Below are 18,524 nucleotides of genomic sequence, written 5' to 3'. Positions count from 1 at the left end.
TTTAAACAGTACTGAATTTTAATAATCTGAGGTTATCATGTGTGGCCGATACGAATTCACTGGACCTATAGGTAAAGAGTTTGATTTTGTTCAATGGCCGGAAGTTCAGCCCGATTTGGACATTCGACCGACTAATGAAGCGCCAGTTATCATGGCAACTGGCACGAGTATCTATGAGGTTCAGCTCAGGCATTGGGGTTTCATTCGGTATTGGCCTGGCAAGACGGGAAAATTAACAAAGAAAAACCTTATAAATGCTATGTCCGAGTCAATAACAAAAACTAGAAATTTCAAAAAAGCATTTGCAGAAAGGCGTTGTGTTATTCCTTTAAATGCATGGTTTGAGTGGCCCGAAGTCCCAGAAATTAACGGTGGCGTTAAAACTAAGGTCCGAATTTTTATGCCAGACCGCCCTACTTTTGGTGCAGCCGGGATCTACGAGGACACCATAGATAAAGAAACAGGCGAAGTCACTGGTTTTTTTTCTATGCTCACTGTCGAGCCTGGCCAGAATTCCCCAATTAAATCGCTTCATGATCGGTCCCCCTTAGTGCTGCCAGCGCATGAGTACGATGCTTGGCTTACTGGTGCTCCTGACCTGGCAGAAAGCCTGCTTCATCCTTATGAGACTCCCGGAGCATTTGCTTATGAGGTATTACGATAATTTACGTCAACGTAATGTCAATAATAATAGAAAGCTGCCTTGCAATCACTGTCTACGATAGCCTTTGAAGCCCCTTTCAATGTAAATGTTGCTTCATTACCATCAGGGAAACGTACATATACTTTGCGATGTTTTTTAAATTTTTCGAGTAGATATGTAAAATTTGAAGCCCAAGCGCGGCTACTCGACTCAATATAACCACGTGAATTTGTTTGAAAGGTTTCTGGTTTTTCATTATCAAAGATAGTTAGGATTTCGCCGCTTTCAACTGAATTTCCTGCCACAGTAAATTTCACTGTGCTGCCCCCGGGTAAGTCCGTTGGAGAGGCGCATGTTACGTCAATTTTGTTACCAGATCCTTGTGTAACTTGAAGCTCTGAGACCCCCTGCCCCCAACCAGAGCGCCATTTGTCATCAGATGTTGCCGACCAAGCATAGCAGTTGAGGCTCGCGGTGGCGAGTAGCCAAAATGAAATTTGACGCATCATTTTCCTTTTGTTATTCAATTATATAATTATTTAACAATATAGCTATATGGTTATGATCTAAAGTTTTGATTTCAAATATGCTTCTAGTGCTTCTTCAACAAAATTATTGAATTTCATCCCCTTTTGCTGAGCGCAATAAACCTTAATCTTGGTATGTAAATCAGCATCAAGAATAATAGTTGTGGTCTGACGTGCTTTAGCGGTTGGTACCGGTTTTTTTTCTTCCCTACCCTGGTCAATCCAATCTTGGGCAGCTTTATCAATGGATGGCTGTAGGCTCGTTTTACGTATCGTCTCTGGTTTTGGGATAGCCATTAATTAATCCTTCAATTTTAAAATTTCATCGACCATAAACAGGATTTCATCCTGAGCAGCTTTACTGTTGGGCACTTCAAAAACAGTAAGCCCTTGGGTGGCAGCGTTTGCAAAGTTTTGTCGCTGGCCAATTACCGTATCGAAAAAGGTCCAGCCATTTTCTTGCATATCGGCCAAAACATCTTTTGCCAAATTCGTATTTGGAACAACGCGGTTTAGCAACACGGCATTGATGATTTCCGGTTTATAAATTTTTGCTTCTTCAATCATCGACTTAAGTTCATCGGTCGCCCATAGATCAAAGCCCGACGCTTGCATTGGCATAACGACTAGATCACTAATGATGATTGCTGCCCTTGCCAAGTCGGTCATTCTGGGTGCACCATCAATTACGATGAAGTCGTACCCATCTTGTTGCTTCATGCGAGTCAAGGTTTCGCGCATGCTTCCAGAGTCAATGCCAATCACATTGAAAGATAACGGCTTATTAGCGTTGTTTCTAACGCTAGCCCAAGCCATTGAGCTACGCTGTGGGTCACTGTCGGCCAGAATGACCTTGTACCCTTGGTCAGCTAATGCATAGGCTGCATTTATGCTTAGAGTGGTTTTACCAACGCCACCCTTTTGATTAAGGAATGAAATTATCATGGTCGCTCTATATCGTGGTTTAGTTGAATAACTATACGATTAATCAATTATATAATTAAATAATCATCTAGTAGTATAACTATTATAATAAATAACAAAGTAACTATATAGTTATGTTCTTAATTAACAACATAATCATATTATTGAATAATTATTTAATTGAATAAGTTCGCCCGTTTGAGCATGACCTTTGCACCAATGTCAGGGTCTCTATTGCTGAAAATTACGCTATCACTCTCTTTTTCAAATTTGACGTGGTAATCGGGTAATACATCAGCCTTGGCAAGGGAATTTATAGCGACCCTGAAATTACGTAAAACATCGGTAATTCCAGTTTTTTTGTGAAGCAATTCAAGTGATATTTTCCACTCGGGCTTATTGCCGCAATGTTTACGGGCAATTTCATAAATTCTACGGTCGATGGGCTTTCGGAGCCGAAAATAATCCTTGGAGATTGCTAATACTTCATTATGCTCAACGGAGCGATAGAGCCAATTGGGAAGGGTGATTTCAACAGCTACTGTTCTACCTTGAATGTCTTCTTCTATCACCCTGGCATTATCAATTAGCCCTACAAAATCGGCCTGTCTTAAACCGCCAGTTTCAATTTCTGTTGAGATCCGAGTGCCAGAAAGACGTTCCAGGCTTTGCTTAAACTGTTCGTACTGGCTCCCGCCTGTTTGTCGGTTCGTGGAAATAAGGAAGTCATAGGTTGAAAACCGAATATTGCGGCTAATCGGTAGATTTTTAAACTTAGCCTGCATGAGCTTGGAAACGCAGTAAATCCAAACATCTTTATCAAAAATAGTTGCTCGGCCGTATTCTGCACTTGCTGTAATCACAGTTTTGACATTATTGTGATCAAACCGCAAGGTTCTTGTATCACCAGCCTTTAAAGCGAAAATAGGGTACTCCATGCTCGCTATATCATCCCTGACATAGGGTAAATCGATACCATCAGCAATAAAAAAGTCACCGTCTTGGTGCCGCTCCGGCAACAGATGCTTTTTTTCCGTTTCTCCTTTTATAGAATCATCCCGAGCTTTTATTCTTCTAAGAAGCAATTTTTCAGGAAGGGAAACAGACATATTCTCGCTAATAATCTGGCTAACTTCTTCCATGCCTATATTTTCTAGCTGCTCGATTTCTTCCCAAAAAGATTGGCTGTATTCCTTACCCATATTGCTATAATCGTCCATAGCCGTAAATCCTTCTCTAACAAGGGTTTGTGGTTAGAGCCAAGGAGATGTTCCACCATCTTTTTGGCTCGTTTCTTTAGTGCAGCTAAAGTACGAAACTATCGGCATTTCACCTGCACTTTATCGGCATTCTAGCTGCAAACTACCTCTGTAGCAACAAGATTCAAGAGATTAGATCCAATATGCTTATTTTTTGATCAATCAGGCAACTACTATCGGCATTTCACCTGCACACTATCGGCATTTCACCTGCACAAACTCCCTCGTAAGCCTTTATTCATGCGGGTTTCAAAACCCTTAATAAGCTTTAATAAATAGTAATAAGAACAGGCTCGATATTTTTCTGTGGAAAAGTACCAAATTTGAACGGATTTCCGCCTAACCCTTCGGTCGCTACGCTCCCTTCGCCCTTTGAGGATAAAAGCCTTTTAATTCATGTCCCGCTAAAGCGGGATTTATTAACCCTAACCCCAACACTGAGCAAAGCTAGACTATCCCAGGAAAACCGTAAGGCCCTGGCCGCGGGAACCGTGCCGGTTCCCCTGTCCTCCCTACGCTAACGCTTCGGTCGCGGCCTCGACCCCTTTTGTGGAAACCTACGGTTTCCCCCGCAAACGGCCCCCCTTTCCCTTTCGGTTTGGCAGAATAGGGGGTAATGGAAGTGTAATAATGCGGCTGCGGCATGCGGAGCCGTAGCGTGAGACGTTTTTTCTAACAAACCCGTACCAACCCTTGGGTTTTATAAAAAAACGCTTAAAACGGCTGTAATTAGGCTCTAGCTATCAGCACTTCGTCCCAGTTCGTTGTATATCCCTGACTCTTGCGCTCCTGGCGCATATACCAATGCTCCCGGTCGTGAAACCCGATACTTCCTGTTTTAACGGATCCTCGGCCATATCGAGCATTGATGCCGTCCAGGGCCACCATCAGCTGCGCCCGCTTACCATGCTCTGGTTCCACGGGAAACAGCTCACCCTGGACCGCATCGGCAGGCGATATGTCCATCAGCATGACGCCCGCCTTTTTATATTTGAATCCTGGCCGCCAGATTGCGTCAAGCGCCTTAAGTGCATGTTTGGTAAACACCAGGTTGTCAGCTGTCGGATAGGGCGGGGTGACCAGGCGGCTATTGCCATACTGCTTGCCTTTGTCAAAGGGGCTAGTGCGAATGAATATCTGCATACTGGCGGCCACCGAATTTTGCCCGCGCAGTTTGTTGCAGGCGATGGCGACAAACTCAGACAGGGCGCTTTGCAACCCGGCCAGGTCAGTCATTGGCAAACCAAAGGAACGTGACGAGATTATCTGCTTTTTAGGGTCGGCCACTTCTTCCAGATCGATGCGCGAGATCCCGCGCAGCTCTTGCACGGTCTTACCCACCACAATGGAAAATTCGGCTCTGGCTGCTTCGGGTTTCATGCGGGCCAGGTCAAAAACCGTATAAATGCCCAGCTCGTTTAGCCTTTTGGCAATGCGCCTGCCGATGCCCCAGACTTCACCGACTTCGATATTTTTCATAATGTCGGCCAGCTGGTATCGGTCCAGCTGCGTCAAGTCACACACCCCGGACCAGGACGGCTGCTTTTTGGCAATGTGATTCGCCAGTTTCGCCAGGGTTTTGGTGGCGCCGATGCCCACACAGGTGGGAATCCCGGTTTCGCGCAAGACCGCAGCCCGGATTTTCTGGCTGTAGGCGCTCAGATCCTCGGTAATCCCGGAGAAATCAGCAAAGCTCTCGTCTATGCTGTAGATCTCCTGGCGGGGCGAAAATCGGCTGATAACGCTCATCATGCGGTCGCTCATGTCGCCGTACAGCGCAAAATTGGAAGAAAGTGCCATCAGTCCCTTTTCTTCCAGGTGTTTGATCTCAAACCACGGCTGGCCCATTTTGATGCCCATTGCCTTGGCCTCGTCCGTCCGAGAGATGACACAGCCGTCATTGTTGGACAGCGAGATAAGGGCTTTACCTTTCAGGAACGGCCTAAACACGCGCTCACATGAGCAATAGAAGCAATTGCCGTCAATCAGCCCATAGGTCATAGCATATCCTTGATAACGTGCGTAACAACGCCCCAAATCATCCATTCCTGGCCGGGAACCGGCACTATGTCGGGGTAGGTGAGGTTAGCGGCTTTGAGGCGTATCACACCGTTTTTCTTGTGCAGCCGTTTTACTGTCACATCGCCGTCGATTTCGGCAATAACGATGCTGTTGTGCTTGGCTGTCAGGGATCGATCGACAATCAGATGATCGCCGTCTTCAATGCCTGCCTCTTTCATCGAGTGGCCTTTGACGCACAGGTAAAAGGTGGAGGTAGGGTTCTTGACGAGGATCTCGCCAATGTCGATCCGGTTCACGGCCAGATCCTGGGCAGGGGACGGAAAGCCTGCCGGCGTCTTGCACACAATCAGCCCAACACTGGCCGAGGTTTCCACCAGGGGAAGCAGGTCAAGGTAGGTTTTCATGGCTTAAAAATACTGTATATAAAAACAGTATTATCTACCAAACCAAAGGGCTTTGCTTATGAAAATCTTGATTGTCACAAATACCGCGCCGGGAATAAAAGCACGAATTTAAATAACTAATAGTTCGATATTCCGTTTTGCTCGCACATCGTGAAAATCGTTATCGTTTGATGTCACTAGTGCATTAATTGGAACGTTTACGTCTTCCATAAGGGATCGTAGTATGACGTCCGTGAGGCTGTAATGGCCGCGCCGGTTATCAAAGACGATTTGTAGCGAGTTATTTCGATATGGGAGATCACAGACTAATTGAGCTTTTCCACCCTCAACGTATTTTCTAAAATGTTCAAGGGCAGCTCCTTTTTTATTTTTCGTAAAGCGAGTATTGACGAATTCATACAGAGTAGGCCAAGGAAGCAATAGAGTGTGGGGTCTAAGCTGCGGTTCGAGTTTTAACGCAGAATTATGAAGCGGGTCACGTTCGTCGAACAGTCCGATCCAGTAACAGGTATCAACCAACACTGTCTTTGCCATTTATTCATCGTCCTGTGTCTGCTCTTGATCACCATACCCTTTCCAAGGCGCTCCTTTTCTCTTGCCGATTATGAATCTGCCCCTAATATAACTTGAAGCATCCTCTTCTGGTCGCCAGATCAAATAAACTCGATCGTTGTTTGTGAATTTGACATTGTTTTTTAGTTCTTTAGCCACAAAAGAGGGTACAACCTGATCGTCGGGAATATCAATTTTGCAGTGAGCTAGACTATCCCCGCATTCAGAGGCTTTTTTATTGTCGAGCCATCGGTAAAGCCCCTCGTAATCACCTTGGACTCCCAAATCATAAGATAGCCAAATAGTTTTTATCATCGTTGTGCCGTAAGTCGGTGTAAAGGTTTAAGGATACAGTTTTCTGCTACAGGGCCACATTTTAAGCCTAATATAGTGCCCAATTATTTTAAACCTTCACATCTTCCTGATAGACCAGCTTGTGCGAGCAAGCCTTTTCGCACGCGAAAAAAAACGGGACAACTTGCATTTACGCAAAGTCCCTATCCTGCATCTAGTCCTTTAGTGGTGCTTTTGTGGTTAGTGGCTGGCGCGATACTGTATAGGCTATGCGCATAATATGCATATTCTATGTTCGATATTTGCGAAATATTGCACAATTATTCAGCATCACATGGGAATATTGTGCATTTAAGTGCATTTAAGCGCATTTTGACGCATTAATACTGAATGTGATAGCATAATATATGCTTTTTAATTTAAATACTGCGCATTAATGGGGTTTGGTCTATGCATGTTGATGAATTTATCAAAATGAATGCTTCGGAGAGGTCGGCTAAATATTCACAGCTCACGCCTTTTCGGGAGGCCATTATCAAGCTCAAAAACGAGGGCTTTACGGAGCGAAAAATTCTTGAATTTTTGGCGCTTAATGACGTTGTTGTGAACCAATCGACGTTGCACCGCTTCGTCAAAAGAAATGCAGATAACGAGCCGCAGAAAAAGCAAACTAATATGAGCAAACGGCAGCGGCCAGTCCCAGCTGCTGATGCATCGAGCGAACCCCGAAAACCAGTAGATCCGTCAAAGCCATCCTGGGTGCCGGATCATATCAATGTGGATGAACTCCTGAGTAAGTCCTAATTTCCATATAGCGGGACTTTAGGTTAAATTAACTTTAAGGGTAGGCGGCAGTCTGTTTCATAGAGCAGCGCCGCCTTTGTTGTTTCTATCAGCCTATATTTCAAATGAAATAAAATGACAATCGATATTAATGGCCAGTCTCGCGTGAAAGCCATCACAATTAAACACTTTTCATCTTACTTTCTGTAACATGTGGCTTTTTACTGGCTCGACTATGCGTTGCTCTCTTTATCAACCCCTGGAATATTTGCCTGTCTACCGTCCTTTACTGAGGTGTGAGGCGCTTTTTCCGCATTTTTCTGATCTTCCCTATGGATAAATTTGAAATCCGTCGCCAGAAACTTCTAAAGCTCATTGACGAGTATGCCAATGGGGTTAAATACAAATTCGCGCAAATGGTTGATTTGCATCCCGGAACAATTAGCCACCTGGTCGCAGAGCCAGGAACACCAGGTAAGCAATTAATTTCCGAGGCTAAGATAGATCAGATAGAAGGGCGGCTGGATATACCAGGATGGTTTGATTTACCTCCAGATCCACAACAGGATCTATGGCCTTTCAAAGCAATGACGTTTCGCCAGTACTGTGAAATGGACTCTTTAGACAAAGAGGAAATCGAGGCATTTTTCAAAATAAAACTCAAAAGTCATTTTAAAAAGCAAAAGAAGATGCAATAAAAGGCCGTTTTAGACGGTCTTTATTTTTAATATTTATATAGAAGTTATATATTTTAAAAAAAATATTGCAACAAATTACAGGGTACGATAGTATTTCTCAATTAATAAGAACGCTCTTTAATCTGTTGCAGACATAATCACCTGTCGAGGTGATAAACCAGACCCTGGAACGGGTATATTTTGCGTTCCAGCGATATGGAGAGGCGTCAGCCGGGGAGCCTTGAACAGAATCCCAGCAGTCCTTCAAAGCAAGGGGATTTGTACTAAAGGGAGGGAATTACATTAGTACGAATCAGGCATAACAGCGCAAGACGATAGCGTGCACGCAATGGTCGCGGCGAACGTGAATATTCGCGGTAAGACAATTTATTTTGGCTTACAGAACCGACCTGACAGTACGGAATAGATACGGCAGAGCACTTACTATATGGGTGAGTGCGCTTTATTAAATGGCTTGGCACTGTGATGGCCAGGCATTTTAAAGAAGCGGAAAATTTACTGAATAGTTGAATAATTAAATAACTATTTATTCGGTTCTGTTCCGCGCAGATACGACCAATCTACGGTTGAGTTAAGGTTTTCACAGCGGATCCCAGTCAGTTTTTCTATCTCAGGGCAATGCTCAGGCGGGACCTCGCTTTGTTTCCATTGCCAAATGGCGCTGCTGGATACATCCAATAGCTCGGCCAGCCTGGCTTGATTACCTACAGCTTTTGCCGCAGCATTTAATGATTCTTCGATACGAGGGTTTTTCTTTTTCATAAATTTCAACTTGATAAGGACACACTAAGTTTAGATTATCTGAATATTTATTTCAATAAAGTGTAAAGTAATTCTTGATACTAAAACTTTAGTATTTCTTTACACTTACGGGATGAAATTAAATGAATGGATCCGCTCTGCGCGTCATCATGCAGATATGAGCCAGGAGAAGCTAGGAGAGTACTTGGGGAAGTCCAAGGCCAATATCTCTATGTGGGAATCTGGAGCTCATGAGCCGAGCTTTGCGCAACTATTAAAGATAATAGAAGTGACTGGCTACAGAGAGCTTTTGCCTGGATTAAGTGCTGCCTTGGAAAAGGCGCATTGGCCTTTCCATGAACTCTCTTTGGACAAGGTTAGAAAGATCGATGATCGAGATCTTATCAAGCTAGAAACGGTCATTCAGATCTCTGCAAAACAGATCGGACTTGACGTTTCTAAGGACGACAACAATAAATAACCCTTCGTAAAAGTGCTACGGGCTTGTCCTGTAGTATTTTGTTGCAATAAAAGTTAAGTAAAACTAAATATTTAGGTCAGCATTGCTTTACTAAAAGTGTTCAGATAAACTAAACTAGAGTCAATGGTTAACGCCATTGGCTCTTTAACAATTTATCAAATAGGTCACATGTCGATGTGATTAGTCAGCCCGGCAGGCGCTTTGCCCGACCGGTCTGTCCAGGTTCGCCAGGGGCCTGACTCGAAACCCTATTAGCTATCAGTAGATGGCGGCTTGAGATTAATAATCCAGCTGGCTAAAAGCGCAAGACGATGGCGCACACGCAATGGTCGCGGCGAACGTGAATATTCGCAGTTAGAAATGATCGGCTCCAACCGATGAAACTACGTAATCGACCTGACAGGCCGGAACAGGTACGGCAGATAAGCCACTTACCAAGTAAGTGCGCTTTGGTAAATTCTGAAGCGATAAAAACATTATGGTGATATATGCAAGTATTAGCGGCTGAAAAATTTCTTCGTCCTCCATCTAAAAGCATAAAAAAACCGCCGTTTTCTCTCCCTCGGAAACAGATTGATTGGGACGAATACAGGCAATTTGGCGTTGTCAAATGGCGACCTAGAAAATTTGAATTGCAGTTTATAGGTGGTATTCAGTTCGGTTTTGAACCCTGGAAAAGGGTGTTAGGTTCATTTAACAATAACCTGGTTTCGCTGCCTTCTGTTATCGAAATAGACCCTTTTTTGTCACGCAATTTGAAAAAAGGAGCCATCGTCTGGACTCCCAAAAGAAGGGGAATAGGTAATGTTGATAGAACAGAGTGGGCGGCCTTGTGGCTCCGTATACGGGCTACAAATCACAAATCTATCCCCTGGGAAATCCATTTTGAAAGAGTCAATGATTGCACTTTTGATATTTTCCAGGCCAATGACAGTACCACACGCCTTGAGCTGTACGTAGCCAAGGATCAGAGGGAAATCTATAGACATAAGCGTTTTTGGTAATGCGCACCGGCTAAATAGCCGGTTTTTTTATATCAAAGGATATACATGAAAACAGTACATTTCGTCTTGCAAGGCAAGGGTGGGGTAGGTAAGACATTTATTTCATCAATCGTTGCGCAATATCTTGGGCATGCTTCTGGCGCCCCTGTGCATTGCTTTGATACCGATCCCGTCAACAAAAGCTTTTCGCAGATACAGGGACTGAGCGTTCAAACAATCAATATCCTTACTGAAAACAAGAAAATTGATGGTAGCCAGTTTGATCAGTTGATGAATCAGTTAATTGAGCTGGACGGTCAGGGCGTTATTGATAATGGCGCATCTTCATTTGTTCCGCTTATGGACTATCTGCAAGAGAACAACGTACCTGCCTTTTTCAAGGACTCGGGCATCAATATGGTGATGCATGTTCCCATGCAGGGCGGTCAGGCCCTAAAAGATACGACATATGGCCTTAGCGTTGTCCTGGATGAGCTGAAATGCCCTGTTGTCGTCTGGCTCAATAATCATCATGGTCAGATTGATAAAACGGTTGATGCCTTTAAAGATCGGGCCATTTATAAAAAATACAAAAGCCAAATTCTTGGTGTTGTGGAGATTGCCGACCGCAGCCAGGATACTTTCGGTAAGGATATCCGAAGCATGACAGAACAGAATTTGACATTTGATGAAGTGGCTCAGTCAGAGAAGTTTTTCATTATGAATAAACAGCGGATTCTGATTTTCAAGCGCAGTATTTACGAGCAGTTGGATGCTATTAATTTAGGAGAAAAAAATGATGTTCCTGCTGAAAAAGACAAGCAAGCATAAATTGCCTGCTCTGATGGTCACGATAGCCGCCAGTTTGGCGGCTTTTTCATTTCCGGCTCATGCGGATCAAGAACTGTCCGGTGACGAGAAAGATTCTTGCGGTGCATTACTGTGTTTAGCCAGCGGAGCCGGGCGCGGTGAAAGCGAATGCCAGGGCTATCTACGCCGCTATTTTTCGATCAAATTCACCCGCCCGGACAAAACTTTTGAGGCTCGGCGCGATTTTCTAAGCATATGTCCTACTGATAGTAATCCGGAATTTACGCAATACCATAAACCGGCGCTGATCAATGCCATTGCCAGAGGCGCGGGAAATTGCGATGCTAAGTTTCTGAACAGCCTGAACAAAGCCTATTACGAGAAAAAAATCGTAGACAAGGGTTGGAGCAAATGGAACAACGATGATGATACGGTGCGCATCGAGCGGGTGGAGTATGTAAAAAATGAACTACCCCCTTATTGCAAAGTGTATGAAGAAAACGAATACACGCAAGGCGTTGTGCCAATTTATGTCGGGGTAGAAAAAGAGGATGGGCATTATGTCGATCCTCCACCGCAGTAATTGAAGGGTGGGCCGGTCCAGGTGGCTGGCCCGATTATTTGAAGGAAACACAGTATGCAGACCAGGACCGACGAGCTGGTAAATGAGGTTTTTACCCAGACAAAACAAAAACTGTCTCCTGATGATCCCTTGCTTTCACTCATTCTGTTGCAAGAGAAAAGCTTGCAGCGGGCATTTGAGCAGCAAAACATAAGCCGGGCCGATCAGGATCAGGCATTTTTAGCGCAGCTGGACGAACGCCTGGTAAAAATCAATGCGATGGCTGCCGACCTGGCGCAGTACCGGGAAAGAGTGATTGCGGAGCTGTTGGCCAAGAATCAGCAGGTTGCGGTTCAGATTGAGGGCAGGGTGGTACGCAGGGCATTGGGTGGTGTACAGCGCCTGCGAGTCCTGGCCGGGGTCGCCCTGGCGGTGGCCGTGTTTAGCCTGGCCGGTGTGGGGATGATGTATTTTCAGATGAGAGGATGAATATGAAAGCATTCAAGGCCATGTTGGTGGCTGTATTCGGGTTGTTGACCGGGCTATGCTTGCTGCGCCCGGCGCTAGCCGTGCAGGAGGCGCTGCCGGTTCAAGATGCCCCAGAGCTGACATTTAACCAGCTGGCGGCAAAATGTGCGCCTACAGTGCATGCCAGTACCATGCAGGCGCTGGTCCGCAGGGAAAGTGGTTTTAATCCCTATGCTATTGGTGTGGTGGATGGCGTTGTGTCGCAGCCCAAGACACTGGAAGATGCCATTGCGACGGTAAAGGCGTTGCACAAGGCCGGGAAAAATTTCAGCATGGGTCTGGCACAGATCAATAAATACAATCTGCCTAAATTTGGCCTGACCTATGAAACGGTTTTTGAACCCTGCCAGAACCTGCAAACCGGTGCTCAAATCCTTGAGGATTGCTTTAACCGGGCCGGTTCTGTTGATTCGCAAGTCGCTCTGCAGAAAGCCTTATCGTGCTATTACAGCGGTAATTTCAGAACTGGCTTTAGGCAGGATTTCAAAGGGCAGCCGCCCTATGTGAAGCGAATACAGTTAGCCGCTTCCCAAAATAGCGAGGAGCAAAAATTACGGATTCCTGCGATTAGTGTCACTACGCCATTACAGGGGCCTGTTAAGGCTATGGTTAAGAAAACCCCGACTGCCGCCAAGATAAAGCGCCAAGCTGAATCGGATCGCGCTGTTGCCACACAAGCCCCCGAGAAGCGCGAGGCAGCAGGTTGGGATGCTTTTGGTGATTGGTAGTCGTTAAATAACTATATAACTATTTAACTATTGGAAATCTTAAATGACATTTATCGAATGGGAAAATCAGATCTGTGAGTTGATTGTGGATAGTTTGGAAATCTCACGGTCAGATGCTCAGGGCATCATGGAAGTAAATGAATCGTTACTGTGCGCTCAATGGAATGCCAATAGAAGGCCACACGACGCCACACAATCCATACTAATCGAAGGAGGGAAATAGCAGAGAGTGACAACATAGTAAACAGCAGACAATTTGAGTTCTTTTGAAGTATCAGACACCCCAAGCGGGTGTTTTTTTTCGTTCTTAATATTTGTATTTCAAGGAAATTATGATGACACACGTATCAAACAACGTTGTTCGTAAGGTGGTTGAGTCCTTTTTGATGGTGGGCTTGTTGCTTATATCGCAGATGGCGATGGCCCAGGGCTTCGCCAACGAGGCAGGTTCAATGATAGAAAGCATCCGCGACGGAATATATTTGGTCGTGGGCCTATTGGCTTGCATAGCCCTCTTGTGGTGCTTGTTCCAAGGATTTGCAGGTCGCAAGACATGGGGCGATGTACTGGAAATGAGCCTGTGGATTTTTGGAGCTGGCGCGGCGATTACCGCTGCGACGTGGATTTTCACATCAGGTGGTTCAATCAGCTTCTAACGGTAAGGAGGCCCACCCATGCAAGACGATAAACAATATGAAAAAAAAGGCTATCCCACGTTCAACGCGCTGGGTCGTGCAGCCTTGGTTTTGGGAATACCAGTAATTCCACTGGCGTTAGTGATGGGGGGCAGCCTTGCCTTGACAATGCTGCTTATGAGCGTTCTCAAGGGCAAGGCGCTGCTTTTCATGCTGATTCCCATACCTGTGGTCATTTTTATGAAAACAGTCTCAAGCAACGATGACCAGGCATTAAAAATTATTGGCTACGAGCTGATGTGCTGGTTTTATCGGCGCAATGCGGCCATTTTCAACGGGACGACCACTATTTTGGCTACCCATTTCGGGAGAAATTTAAATGATTATCAGCGATTTGTTGAACAACATACTGAAAAAACAGACCTCCGGCGATATGTTCCTGCCGAAAATATCCCAACATATCACCGCTGACCTGATTCATATCAAGACAGGGTATATCGGGTTGGTAATTCGGCTTGAGGGCTTGCCCTTTGAGAGTGAAGATGAAACGCACCTGCAAGCACACTTTACCCAGCTGGCACGGCTGCTATCCGGTGCAGGTAAAACGCTGGGGTCGCGTCTGGGTCTATGGACGACCCTACAAAGGCGCAAGAAAGCATTCGACCGGGAATATGCCTTTGATAATCCCTTTTGCCAGGAGTTTGCGGCCAAGTATTTGGCAAAATTTCAGACAGGGGATTACTTTGAGAATATTTTCTATCTGACGGGTCTGATTAAATATGAGGACTTTGACGATGGGATTAAAGAGGCTCAAGACTTGCAGACTGTACTGATGCAAGGCTTGCAGCCTTATGATCCGGTTGTTCTTACCGCTTGGCAGAACCAGGACGGCACCTTGTTTTCCGAGGTGCTTTCTTTCTTTGGCTTTCTGATAAATGGCGTTCAGGAAGATATACCGCTATCGAACGTTGATGCCTATCAAACGCTTGCCAGCTCGGATCTGCATTTTGGCTCAGATGTTTGCGAAATCCGCAGCCAGAACGGCACCCGCTTTGCTACGTCATTCGATTTAAAGGATTTTGGGGTTTCAAAGGTCAAGGTATTGACCGGTGTTTTGGATCTACCTTGCGAGTTCACATTAACGCAATCTTTCGTTTATGTGGATTCAACAGCAATGCAAGAGATCATCAAAAAACAACTGAATAACCTTAAATCGGTAGGAGATCAGGCCCTGGATCAACAAGATGAACTTAAGGCGGGTCAAGGTGGCTTAGCCTCTGGCGAATTAATGTTTGGGGAATATCACAGTGTCCTGGTGGTGTATGGGGACACGGCAAAACAAGCTTCTCAGAACGGGGCTAGGGTCTATACCCGGTTTCAGAACTCGGGCGGGTATCGGTTTGTCAAGGCTGGTCTTTCGGCACCGGCTACTTATTTTAGCCAAGTGCCAGGCTCTAAGCACAAGCCTCGGTGTTTCCCGAAATCGACGGTCAACCTGGCTACGTCGTTCGGAATGCACAACTATTCTCATGGGAAAAGCCAGGGCAACCCGATTGGGGACGGTTCAGCGGTCATGCCACTGCAAACCATATCCAATACGATCTATGACTTTAATTTCCACTTCTCTAACCCGAAGGAGGACAACATAGGCGACCAAATCGCCGGTCACACGCTTATTTTGGGCGCTACAGGGACAGGTAAAACCACACTGGAAACGGCGCTTTTAGCCTTTACAGATCGCTTTAACCCTTATTTGTTTGTGTTGCCACCGGAGGTACGTATTACGCACCGAAAGACGGCCAGCCTTCCGGCTGCAACCCATTTCAGTTGCCCGATAGCCCCAAAACACGAGAATTCATATACCGAATTGTCGGTATATGCGGGAAAAATGCAGAGGGCAGGGTGACGGCAGCGGAAGAAAAGCAAATTCAGTTGGCAGTCGATACCCTGATGAACACCATTGATTTTGGTAATCGAAATTTCAGTGTTCTGCTGCAATCGATCCCGCACGATCCGGGTAATGCGGACAGTCTTAGGACTCGGCTGTCGCGCTGGTGCCGTAGTGAAGGAGGGCGGTACGCCTGGTGCTTGGATAACACATCTAACGATTTTGACCCGGATGATTTTTATCGAATCGGGTTTGATCTGACCGATATTCTCAAGGATGACTACTTACCCACTGAACCAATGCTGGCGTACCTCTTTCATCTTCGTTCTCTGATGATGGAGCGGGTTGCCGAGTCAGGCGGTATTTTAGGGACGGTTATCACGGAATTTTGGTATCCGGCCAGGTTTGAAATAACCCAGGAATTTATGCTCAAAATCCTGAAAACCGACCGCAAACTAGGCGGGTGGGTAATTTTGGACAGTCAAAGTCCAGAAGATGCCATTAACAGCCCGATTTTTGCGACTCTTGTGCAACAGACGCCGACCAAGATCTTTTTGCCTAATCCTGATGCTGAATATAAGGGCAGCTATGATCGGTGCGGTATCACTCTCAAGGAATACCAGGAACTAGTCAAATTGACCTTGGAATCCCGCACTTTCTTAATCAGACAGTCCCGGCAATCAGCATTTGCGACGCTGAATCTATACGGATTTGAGGATGAAATGGCTGTGTTATCGGGTTCTTCAAACAATGTAGCCATTTTGGATTCTGTTTTGAATGAGCTGGGGGATGTGCCGGTTGAGGTCTGGTATCCCATCTTTAAAGAGCGGCTGCATGAAGCGCGGCAAGCCAGACGTAAGAAGGCTGCGTAACACAATTGTTCTTGTCGTAATCCACCAGGCCCTATACGCAAAATTCAAGGGGGAATTGAGATAGCAGTCCACGTATATTTCTCTTTTTACTAGGAAAATCAAAATGAGAACTTTGAAATTTATTAAGCAGGCCGCTTTGATTGCGGCCTTTTCTTTGTCTGGCCCTGCTTTCGCTGCGGGCGTTCCTACTATTGACGCTGCGGCGCTAGCTCAAATGGCTGAGCAGATTACGCACATGAAAACGCAGATTGATAACCAGATCTCGCAAATTACTCAATTGAAAAGCCAGGTCAAGGCAGTGACTGGAACCCGCAATATGGGCAATCTTTTGAAAGATACTGTCAAGGACGTAATTCCTTCTGAGTGGGCAGATATCTATAAAGCGGCCAATGTCGATGTTTCCAGTATTACAGATATTAAAAGCTTCGACCCACAGGCCAGTTTGAAAAATCTGGCTTCAATTCAAGAATTTTCAGAGCGGGCTTTTGAGGACACAAAGGTTCGGCTTAGCAACATTGAAGGACTAATGGGGCAGATTGATTTGGCTGAGGATGTGAAGGCCGCTGCAGATTTGCAAAACCGGATAGCTACAGAAAATGGAGCCATCATGAATACACAGGTCAAGCTGGACATGATGGCTAGACTCCATGAAAACCAGAAAGAAATAGAAAGCCGCAAGCTTGCAAAATATAACAATTGCTCACTAGAGGCATGGGCGAAAAGTTCAACTGCTAGTTGCGGATAGTTTTATATTGTTGCATCCTATTGGTTGAGCGAAGCGATCAGGATGTACTGATCGCATTTTTATCATCTGAATTAAGGATATGACATGCGTGGTTTTTTAATTGCTGGTGCGATTGGTTTAAGTATTGCTCTGATGGGCTGCGGAGAAAAGGCAGAAGCAGAGACACCACCAACACCACCCGGTCAATCTATTCCAGAAGGTACGCCAATGCCTAAAGAAGGCGAGGTTATGAATAAGGATATAAAACTCGGCAATTGTAAACGTGGTGCTGAACTGTTCGGTAAGAATAGCAAAAGCGAAGCGCAGCATTGCAAAAAAAATCTGGGACAGAATGTTTGCGAAAAATACTATGACAAGGCAGCTTGCGGATGAGCTGATTTTATGAATAAAGGATTGCCATGAGCATCATTGCAGATATAACGGAGTTAATGACTTCGAAGCTCGGGTCAGATCTTTTTGAAAAAACGGGGCAATTCATAGAAGGGATTGCCCCTATTTTTTCGCTCGGTCTGAGCCTATATGTTGTTTTACTGACATTTTATTATTACAACAAAGGGTTTGATGAGTCGATTGTAGATATTTCAAAGAGAGTGTTAGTCTGGCTTCTCATTATTGCCTTTGCTTTTAATGCCGGTAATTATGCCAAGATTGCGGCAATCATATATGCACTTCCAGATCAGTTAAGCAGTCTATTCGGATATACAAATAGCGGGCCTAGCGCAGTTGAGACAGGACTGAAAAGCATAGATATGATGATTTATAGCTTGGATAAAATATCAGAGGATAAAGCTTGGTATGAAATCCAAACGCATCTGGCTGTATATGGAGCAAAGTTAATAACAATGATATTGGGATACCTGCTGTTTATGGTGGCGTATGCCTTTTATTTAATAGCTAAGGTTTGTCTAGCATTAACGTTGATGGTTGGGCCACTATTTCTAGGCGCAGCACTATTCCCAGGGACACGTCAATATTCAATGAATTGGATCGGCCAATGCTTAAACTATACGGTGACTATTGCGCTTTTGACTTTGATTAGTGTGATTCAAAGTAGCTTTGTGCAAAGTACAGTTGATGAATGGGCAAATCAATCGGGTTCATGGGATTTAGTTGAGGCATGGAAAGCTATTTCTCAACTTTTAGTTATGACGGTGATTTTTTTGATGGCAGCATTGAGTATCCCTAGCATTGCAGGCGCTTTGACCGGTGGAGCTATGGCCGATACACATAGTAGAACTTTTGGCAGGATGGGCGGTTTCGTCAGTCGTACCTTTGACAAAATCGCTAATAGAGGGTCAGGCGGATCTGGTCGTGGGTATAACCGGGCCAGCGGTGAATAAAGGAGATGATGATGAGAAGTGCTTTAGAGACGGCCCATCGCCGGGCGATTCGCCGTGAATGGTCGAATCGTGGCATGTCATTGTTGTTCAATCTTGAATTGACCT

24 protein-coding genes are annotated in these 18,524 nt (G+C 45.2%); 16 read left to right on the top strand and 8 right to left on the bottom strand.

The features are described from left to right. Positions 1 to 37 precede the first annotated feature (37 nt). The gene (locus tag TKWG_RS20795) at positions 38 to 664 is read left to right on the top strand and encodes an SOS response-associated peptidase (RefSeq protein ID WP_014752748.1); all 627 of its coding nucleotides are present in this window, start codon (positions 38 to 40) and stop codon (positions 662 to 664) included. Between the two features lie 17 nt (positions 665 to 681). Here the strand turns inward: TKWG_RS20795 and TKWG_RS23450 are convergent, their stop codons facing one another. The 7 genes from TKWG_RS23450 to TKWG_RS20755 all read right to left on the bottom strand — a co-directional run bounded on the left by TKWG_RS23450 (position 682) and on the right by TKWG_RS20755 (position 6,646). After that, complete coding sequence (locus TKWG_RS23450; RefSeq protein WP_032492222.1) at positions 682 to 1,152, bottom strand: hypothetical protein; 471 nt, start codon at positions 1,150 to 1,152, stop codon at positions 682 to 684. A gap of 57 nt (positions 1,153 to 1,209) precedes the next feature. Then, positions 1,210 to 1,467 (bottom strand): hypothetical protein, encoded by a 258-nt coding sequence (locus TKWG_RS20785; RefSeq protein ID WP_014752746.1) that lies wholly within the window; start codon positions 1,465 to 1,467, stop codon positions 1,210 to 1,212. Between the two features lie 3 nt (positions 1,468 to 1,470). Then, positions 1,471 to 2,115: a ParA family partition ATPase gene (parA, locus tag TKWG_RS20780; protein WP_032492223.1), complete on the bottom strand. Its 645-nt coding sequence runs from the start codon at positions 2,113 to 2,115 to the stop codon at positions 1,471 to 1,473. 155 nt (positions 2,116 to 2,270) lie between these two features. Continuing rightward, the gene (locus tag TKWG_RS20775; RefSeq protein WP_014752744.1) at positions 2,271 to 3,314 is read right to left on the bottom strand and encodes a replication initiator protein A; all 1,044 of its coding nucleotides are present in this window, start codon (positions 3,312 to 3,314) and stop codon (positions 2,271 to 2,273) included. A gap of 768 nt (positions 3,315 to 4,082) precedes the next feature. Further along, a complete protein-coding gene (locus TKWG_RS20770; RefSeq protein ID WP_014752743.1) occupies positions 4,083 to 5,354 on the bottom strand; it encodes a Y-family DNA polymerase in 1,272 nt (423 codons plus the stop codon). Next, positions 5,351 to 5,779 (bottom strand): LexA family protein, encoded by a 429-nt coding sequence (locus tag TKWG_RS20765; RefSeq protein WP_014752742.1) that lies wholly within the window; start codon positions 5,777 to 5,779, stop codon positions 5,351 to 5,353. Before TKWG_RS20765 ends, TKWG_RS20770 begins: the two co-directional genes overlap by 4 nt. A 534-nt stretch (positions 5,780 to 6,313) precedes the next feature. Further along, positions 6,314 to 6,646: a hypothetical protein gene (locus TKWG_RS20755; protein ID WP_014752740.1), complete on the bottom strand. Its 333-nt coding sequence runs from the start codon at positions 6,644 to 6,646 to the stop codon at positions 6,314 to 6,316. 429 nt (positions 6,647 to 7,075) lie between these two features. On the opposite strand from TKWG_RS20755, the gene TKWG_RS20750 reads away from it, so the two are divergent. Together TKWG_RS20750 and TKWG_RS20745 are read left to right on the top strand one after the other, a co-directional pair. Further along, a complete protein-coding gene (locus tag TKWG_RS20750) occupies positions 7,076 to 7,429 on the top strand; it encodes a hypothetical protein (protein WP_014752739.1) in 354 nt (117 codons plus the stop codon). A gap of 311 nt (positions 7,430 to 7,740) precedes the next feature. Beyond that, positions 7,741 to 8,106: a hypothetical protein gene (locus tag TKWG_RS20745; protein WP_032492226.1), complete on the top strand. Its 366-nt coding sequence runs from the start codon at positions 7,741 to 7,743 to the stop codon at positions 8,104 to 8,106. A gap of 522 nt (positions 8,107 to 8,628) precedes the next feature. Here the strand turns inward: TKWG_RS20745 and TKWG_RS22885 are convergent. Next, entirely contained in the window at positions 8,629 to 8,868 is a 240-nt protein-coding gene (locus TKWG_RS22885; RefSeq protein ID WP_014752737.1) for a transcriptional regulator, read from the bottom strand. Between the two features lie 112 nt (positions 8,869 to 8,980). On the opposite strand from TKWG_RS22885, the gene TKWG_RS20740 reads away from it, so the two are divergent. From TKWG_RS20740 to TKWG_RS20680, 13 genes are all read left to right on the top strand, one after another. Next, on the top strand, positions 8,981 to 9,328 hold the full coding sequence (locus tag TKWG_RS20740; protein WP_032492227.1) for a helix-turn-helix transcriptional regulator: 348 nt from the start codon (positions 8,981 to 8,983) through the stop codon (positions 9,326 to 9,328). Between the two features lie 488 nt (positions 9,329 to 9,816). After that, complete coding sequence (locus TKWG_RS20735) at positions 9,817 to 10,332, top strand: hypothetical protein (protein WP_014752735.1); 516 nt, start codon at positions 9,817 to 9,819, stop codon at positions 10,330 to 10,332. Between the two features lie 45 nt (positions 10,333 to 10,377). Then, a complete protein-coding gene (locus TKWG_RS20730) occupies positions 10,378 to 11,142 on the top strand; it encodes a nucleotide-binding protein (RefSeq protein ID WP_014752734.1) in 765 nt (254 codons plus the stop codon). Next, on the top strand, positions 11,108 to 11,704 hold the full coding sequence (locus tag TKWG_RS20725) for a TrbM/KikA/MpfK family conjugal transfer protein (RefSeq protein WP_014752733.1): 597 nt from the start codon (positions 11,108 to 11,110) through the stop codon (positions 11,702 to 11,704). Before TKWG_RS20730 ends, TKWG_RS20725 begins: the two co-directional genes overlap by 35 nt. Positions 11,705 to 11,758: 54 nt before the next feature. Next, on the top strand, positions 11,759 to 12,172 hold the full coding sequence (locus TKWG_RS20720; protein WP_014752732.1) for a hypothetical protein: 414 nt from the start codon (positions 11,759 to 11,761) through the stop codon (positions 12,170 to 12,172). 2 nt (positions 12,173 to 12,174) lie between these two features. Then, a complete protein-coding gene (locus TKWG_RS20715) occupies positions 12,175 to 12,939 on the top strand; it encodes a lytic transglycosylase domain-containing protein (protein ID WP_238534459.1) in 765 nt (254 codons plus the stop codon). A gap of 332 nt (positions 12,940 to 13,271) precedes the next feature. Next, positions 13,272 to 13,595 carry a TrbC/VirB2 family protein gene (locus TKWG_RS20705; protein ID WP_041710590.1) on the top strand — a complete coding sequence of 108 codons (324 nt, stop codon included), beginning with the start codon at positions 13,272 to 13,274 and terminating at the stop codon, positions 13,593 to 13,595. An 18-nt stretch (positions 13,596 to 13,613) separates the two neighbouring features. After that, positions 13,614 to 14,045: a VirB3 family type IV secretion system protein gene (locus TKWG_RS20700; protein ID WP_014752729.1), complete on the top strand. Its 432-nt coding sequence runs from the start codon at positions 13,614 to 13,616 to the stop codon at positions 14,043 to 14,045. Next, a complete protein-coding gene (locus TKWG_RS26775) occupies positions 13,954 to 15,480 on the top strand; it encodes a VirB4 family type IV secretion/conjugal transfer ATPase (protein ID WP_322786650.1) in 1,527 nt (508 codons plus the stop codon). The genes TKWG_RS20700 and TKWG_RS26775 overlap by 92 nt, the downstream gene beginning before the upstream one ends. Continuing rightward, complete coding sequence (locus TKWG_RS26770) at positions 15,477 to 16,334, top strand: VirB4 family type IV secretion system protein (RefSeq protein ID WP_322786649.1); 858 nt, start codon at positions 15,477 to 15,479, stop codon at positions 16,332 to 16,334. The genes TKWG_RS26775 and TKWG_RS26770 overlap by 4 nt, the downstream gene beginning before the upstream one ends. Positions 16,335 to 16,437: 103 nt before the next feature. Next, positions 16,438 to 17,079 carry a type IV secretion system protein gene (locus TKWG_RS20690; protein WP_014752728.1) on the top strand — a complete coding sequence of 214 codons (642 nt, stop codon included), beginning with the start codon at positions 16,438 to 16,440 and terminating at the stop codon, positions 17,077 to 17,079. Positions 17,080 to 17,163: 84 nt separating this feature from the next. After that, complete coding sequence (locus tag TKWG_RS20685; RefSeq protein ID WP_014752727.1) at positions 17,164 to 17,451, top strand: hypothetical protein; 288 nt, start codon at positions 17,164 to 17,166, stop codon at positions 17,449 to 17,451. A gap of 26 nt (positions 17,452 to 17,477) precedes the next feature. Next, complete coding sequence (locus TKWG_RS20680) at positions 17,478 to 18,419, top strand: type IV secretion system protein (protein ID WP_014752726.1); 942 nt, start codon at positions 17,478 to 17,480, stop codon at positions 18,417 to 18,419. Positions 18,420 to 18,524 lie beyond the last annotated feature (105 nt).

The sequence above is a fragment of the Advenella kashmirensis WT001 genome (assembly GCF_000219915.2).
GTDB classification, from domain to species: domain Bacteria; phylum Pseudomonadota; class Gammaproteobacteria; order Burkholderiales; family Burkholderiaceae_B; genus Advenella; species Advenella kashmirensis.
The sequence above is the reverse complement of the archived record's forward strand: the minus strand, read 5'-3'. Positions and strand labels throughout refer to the sequence as shown.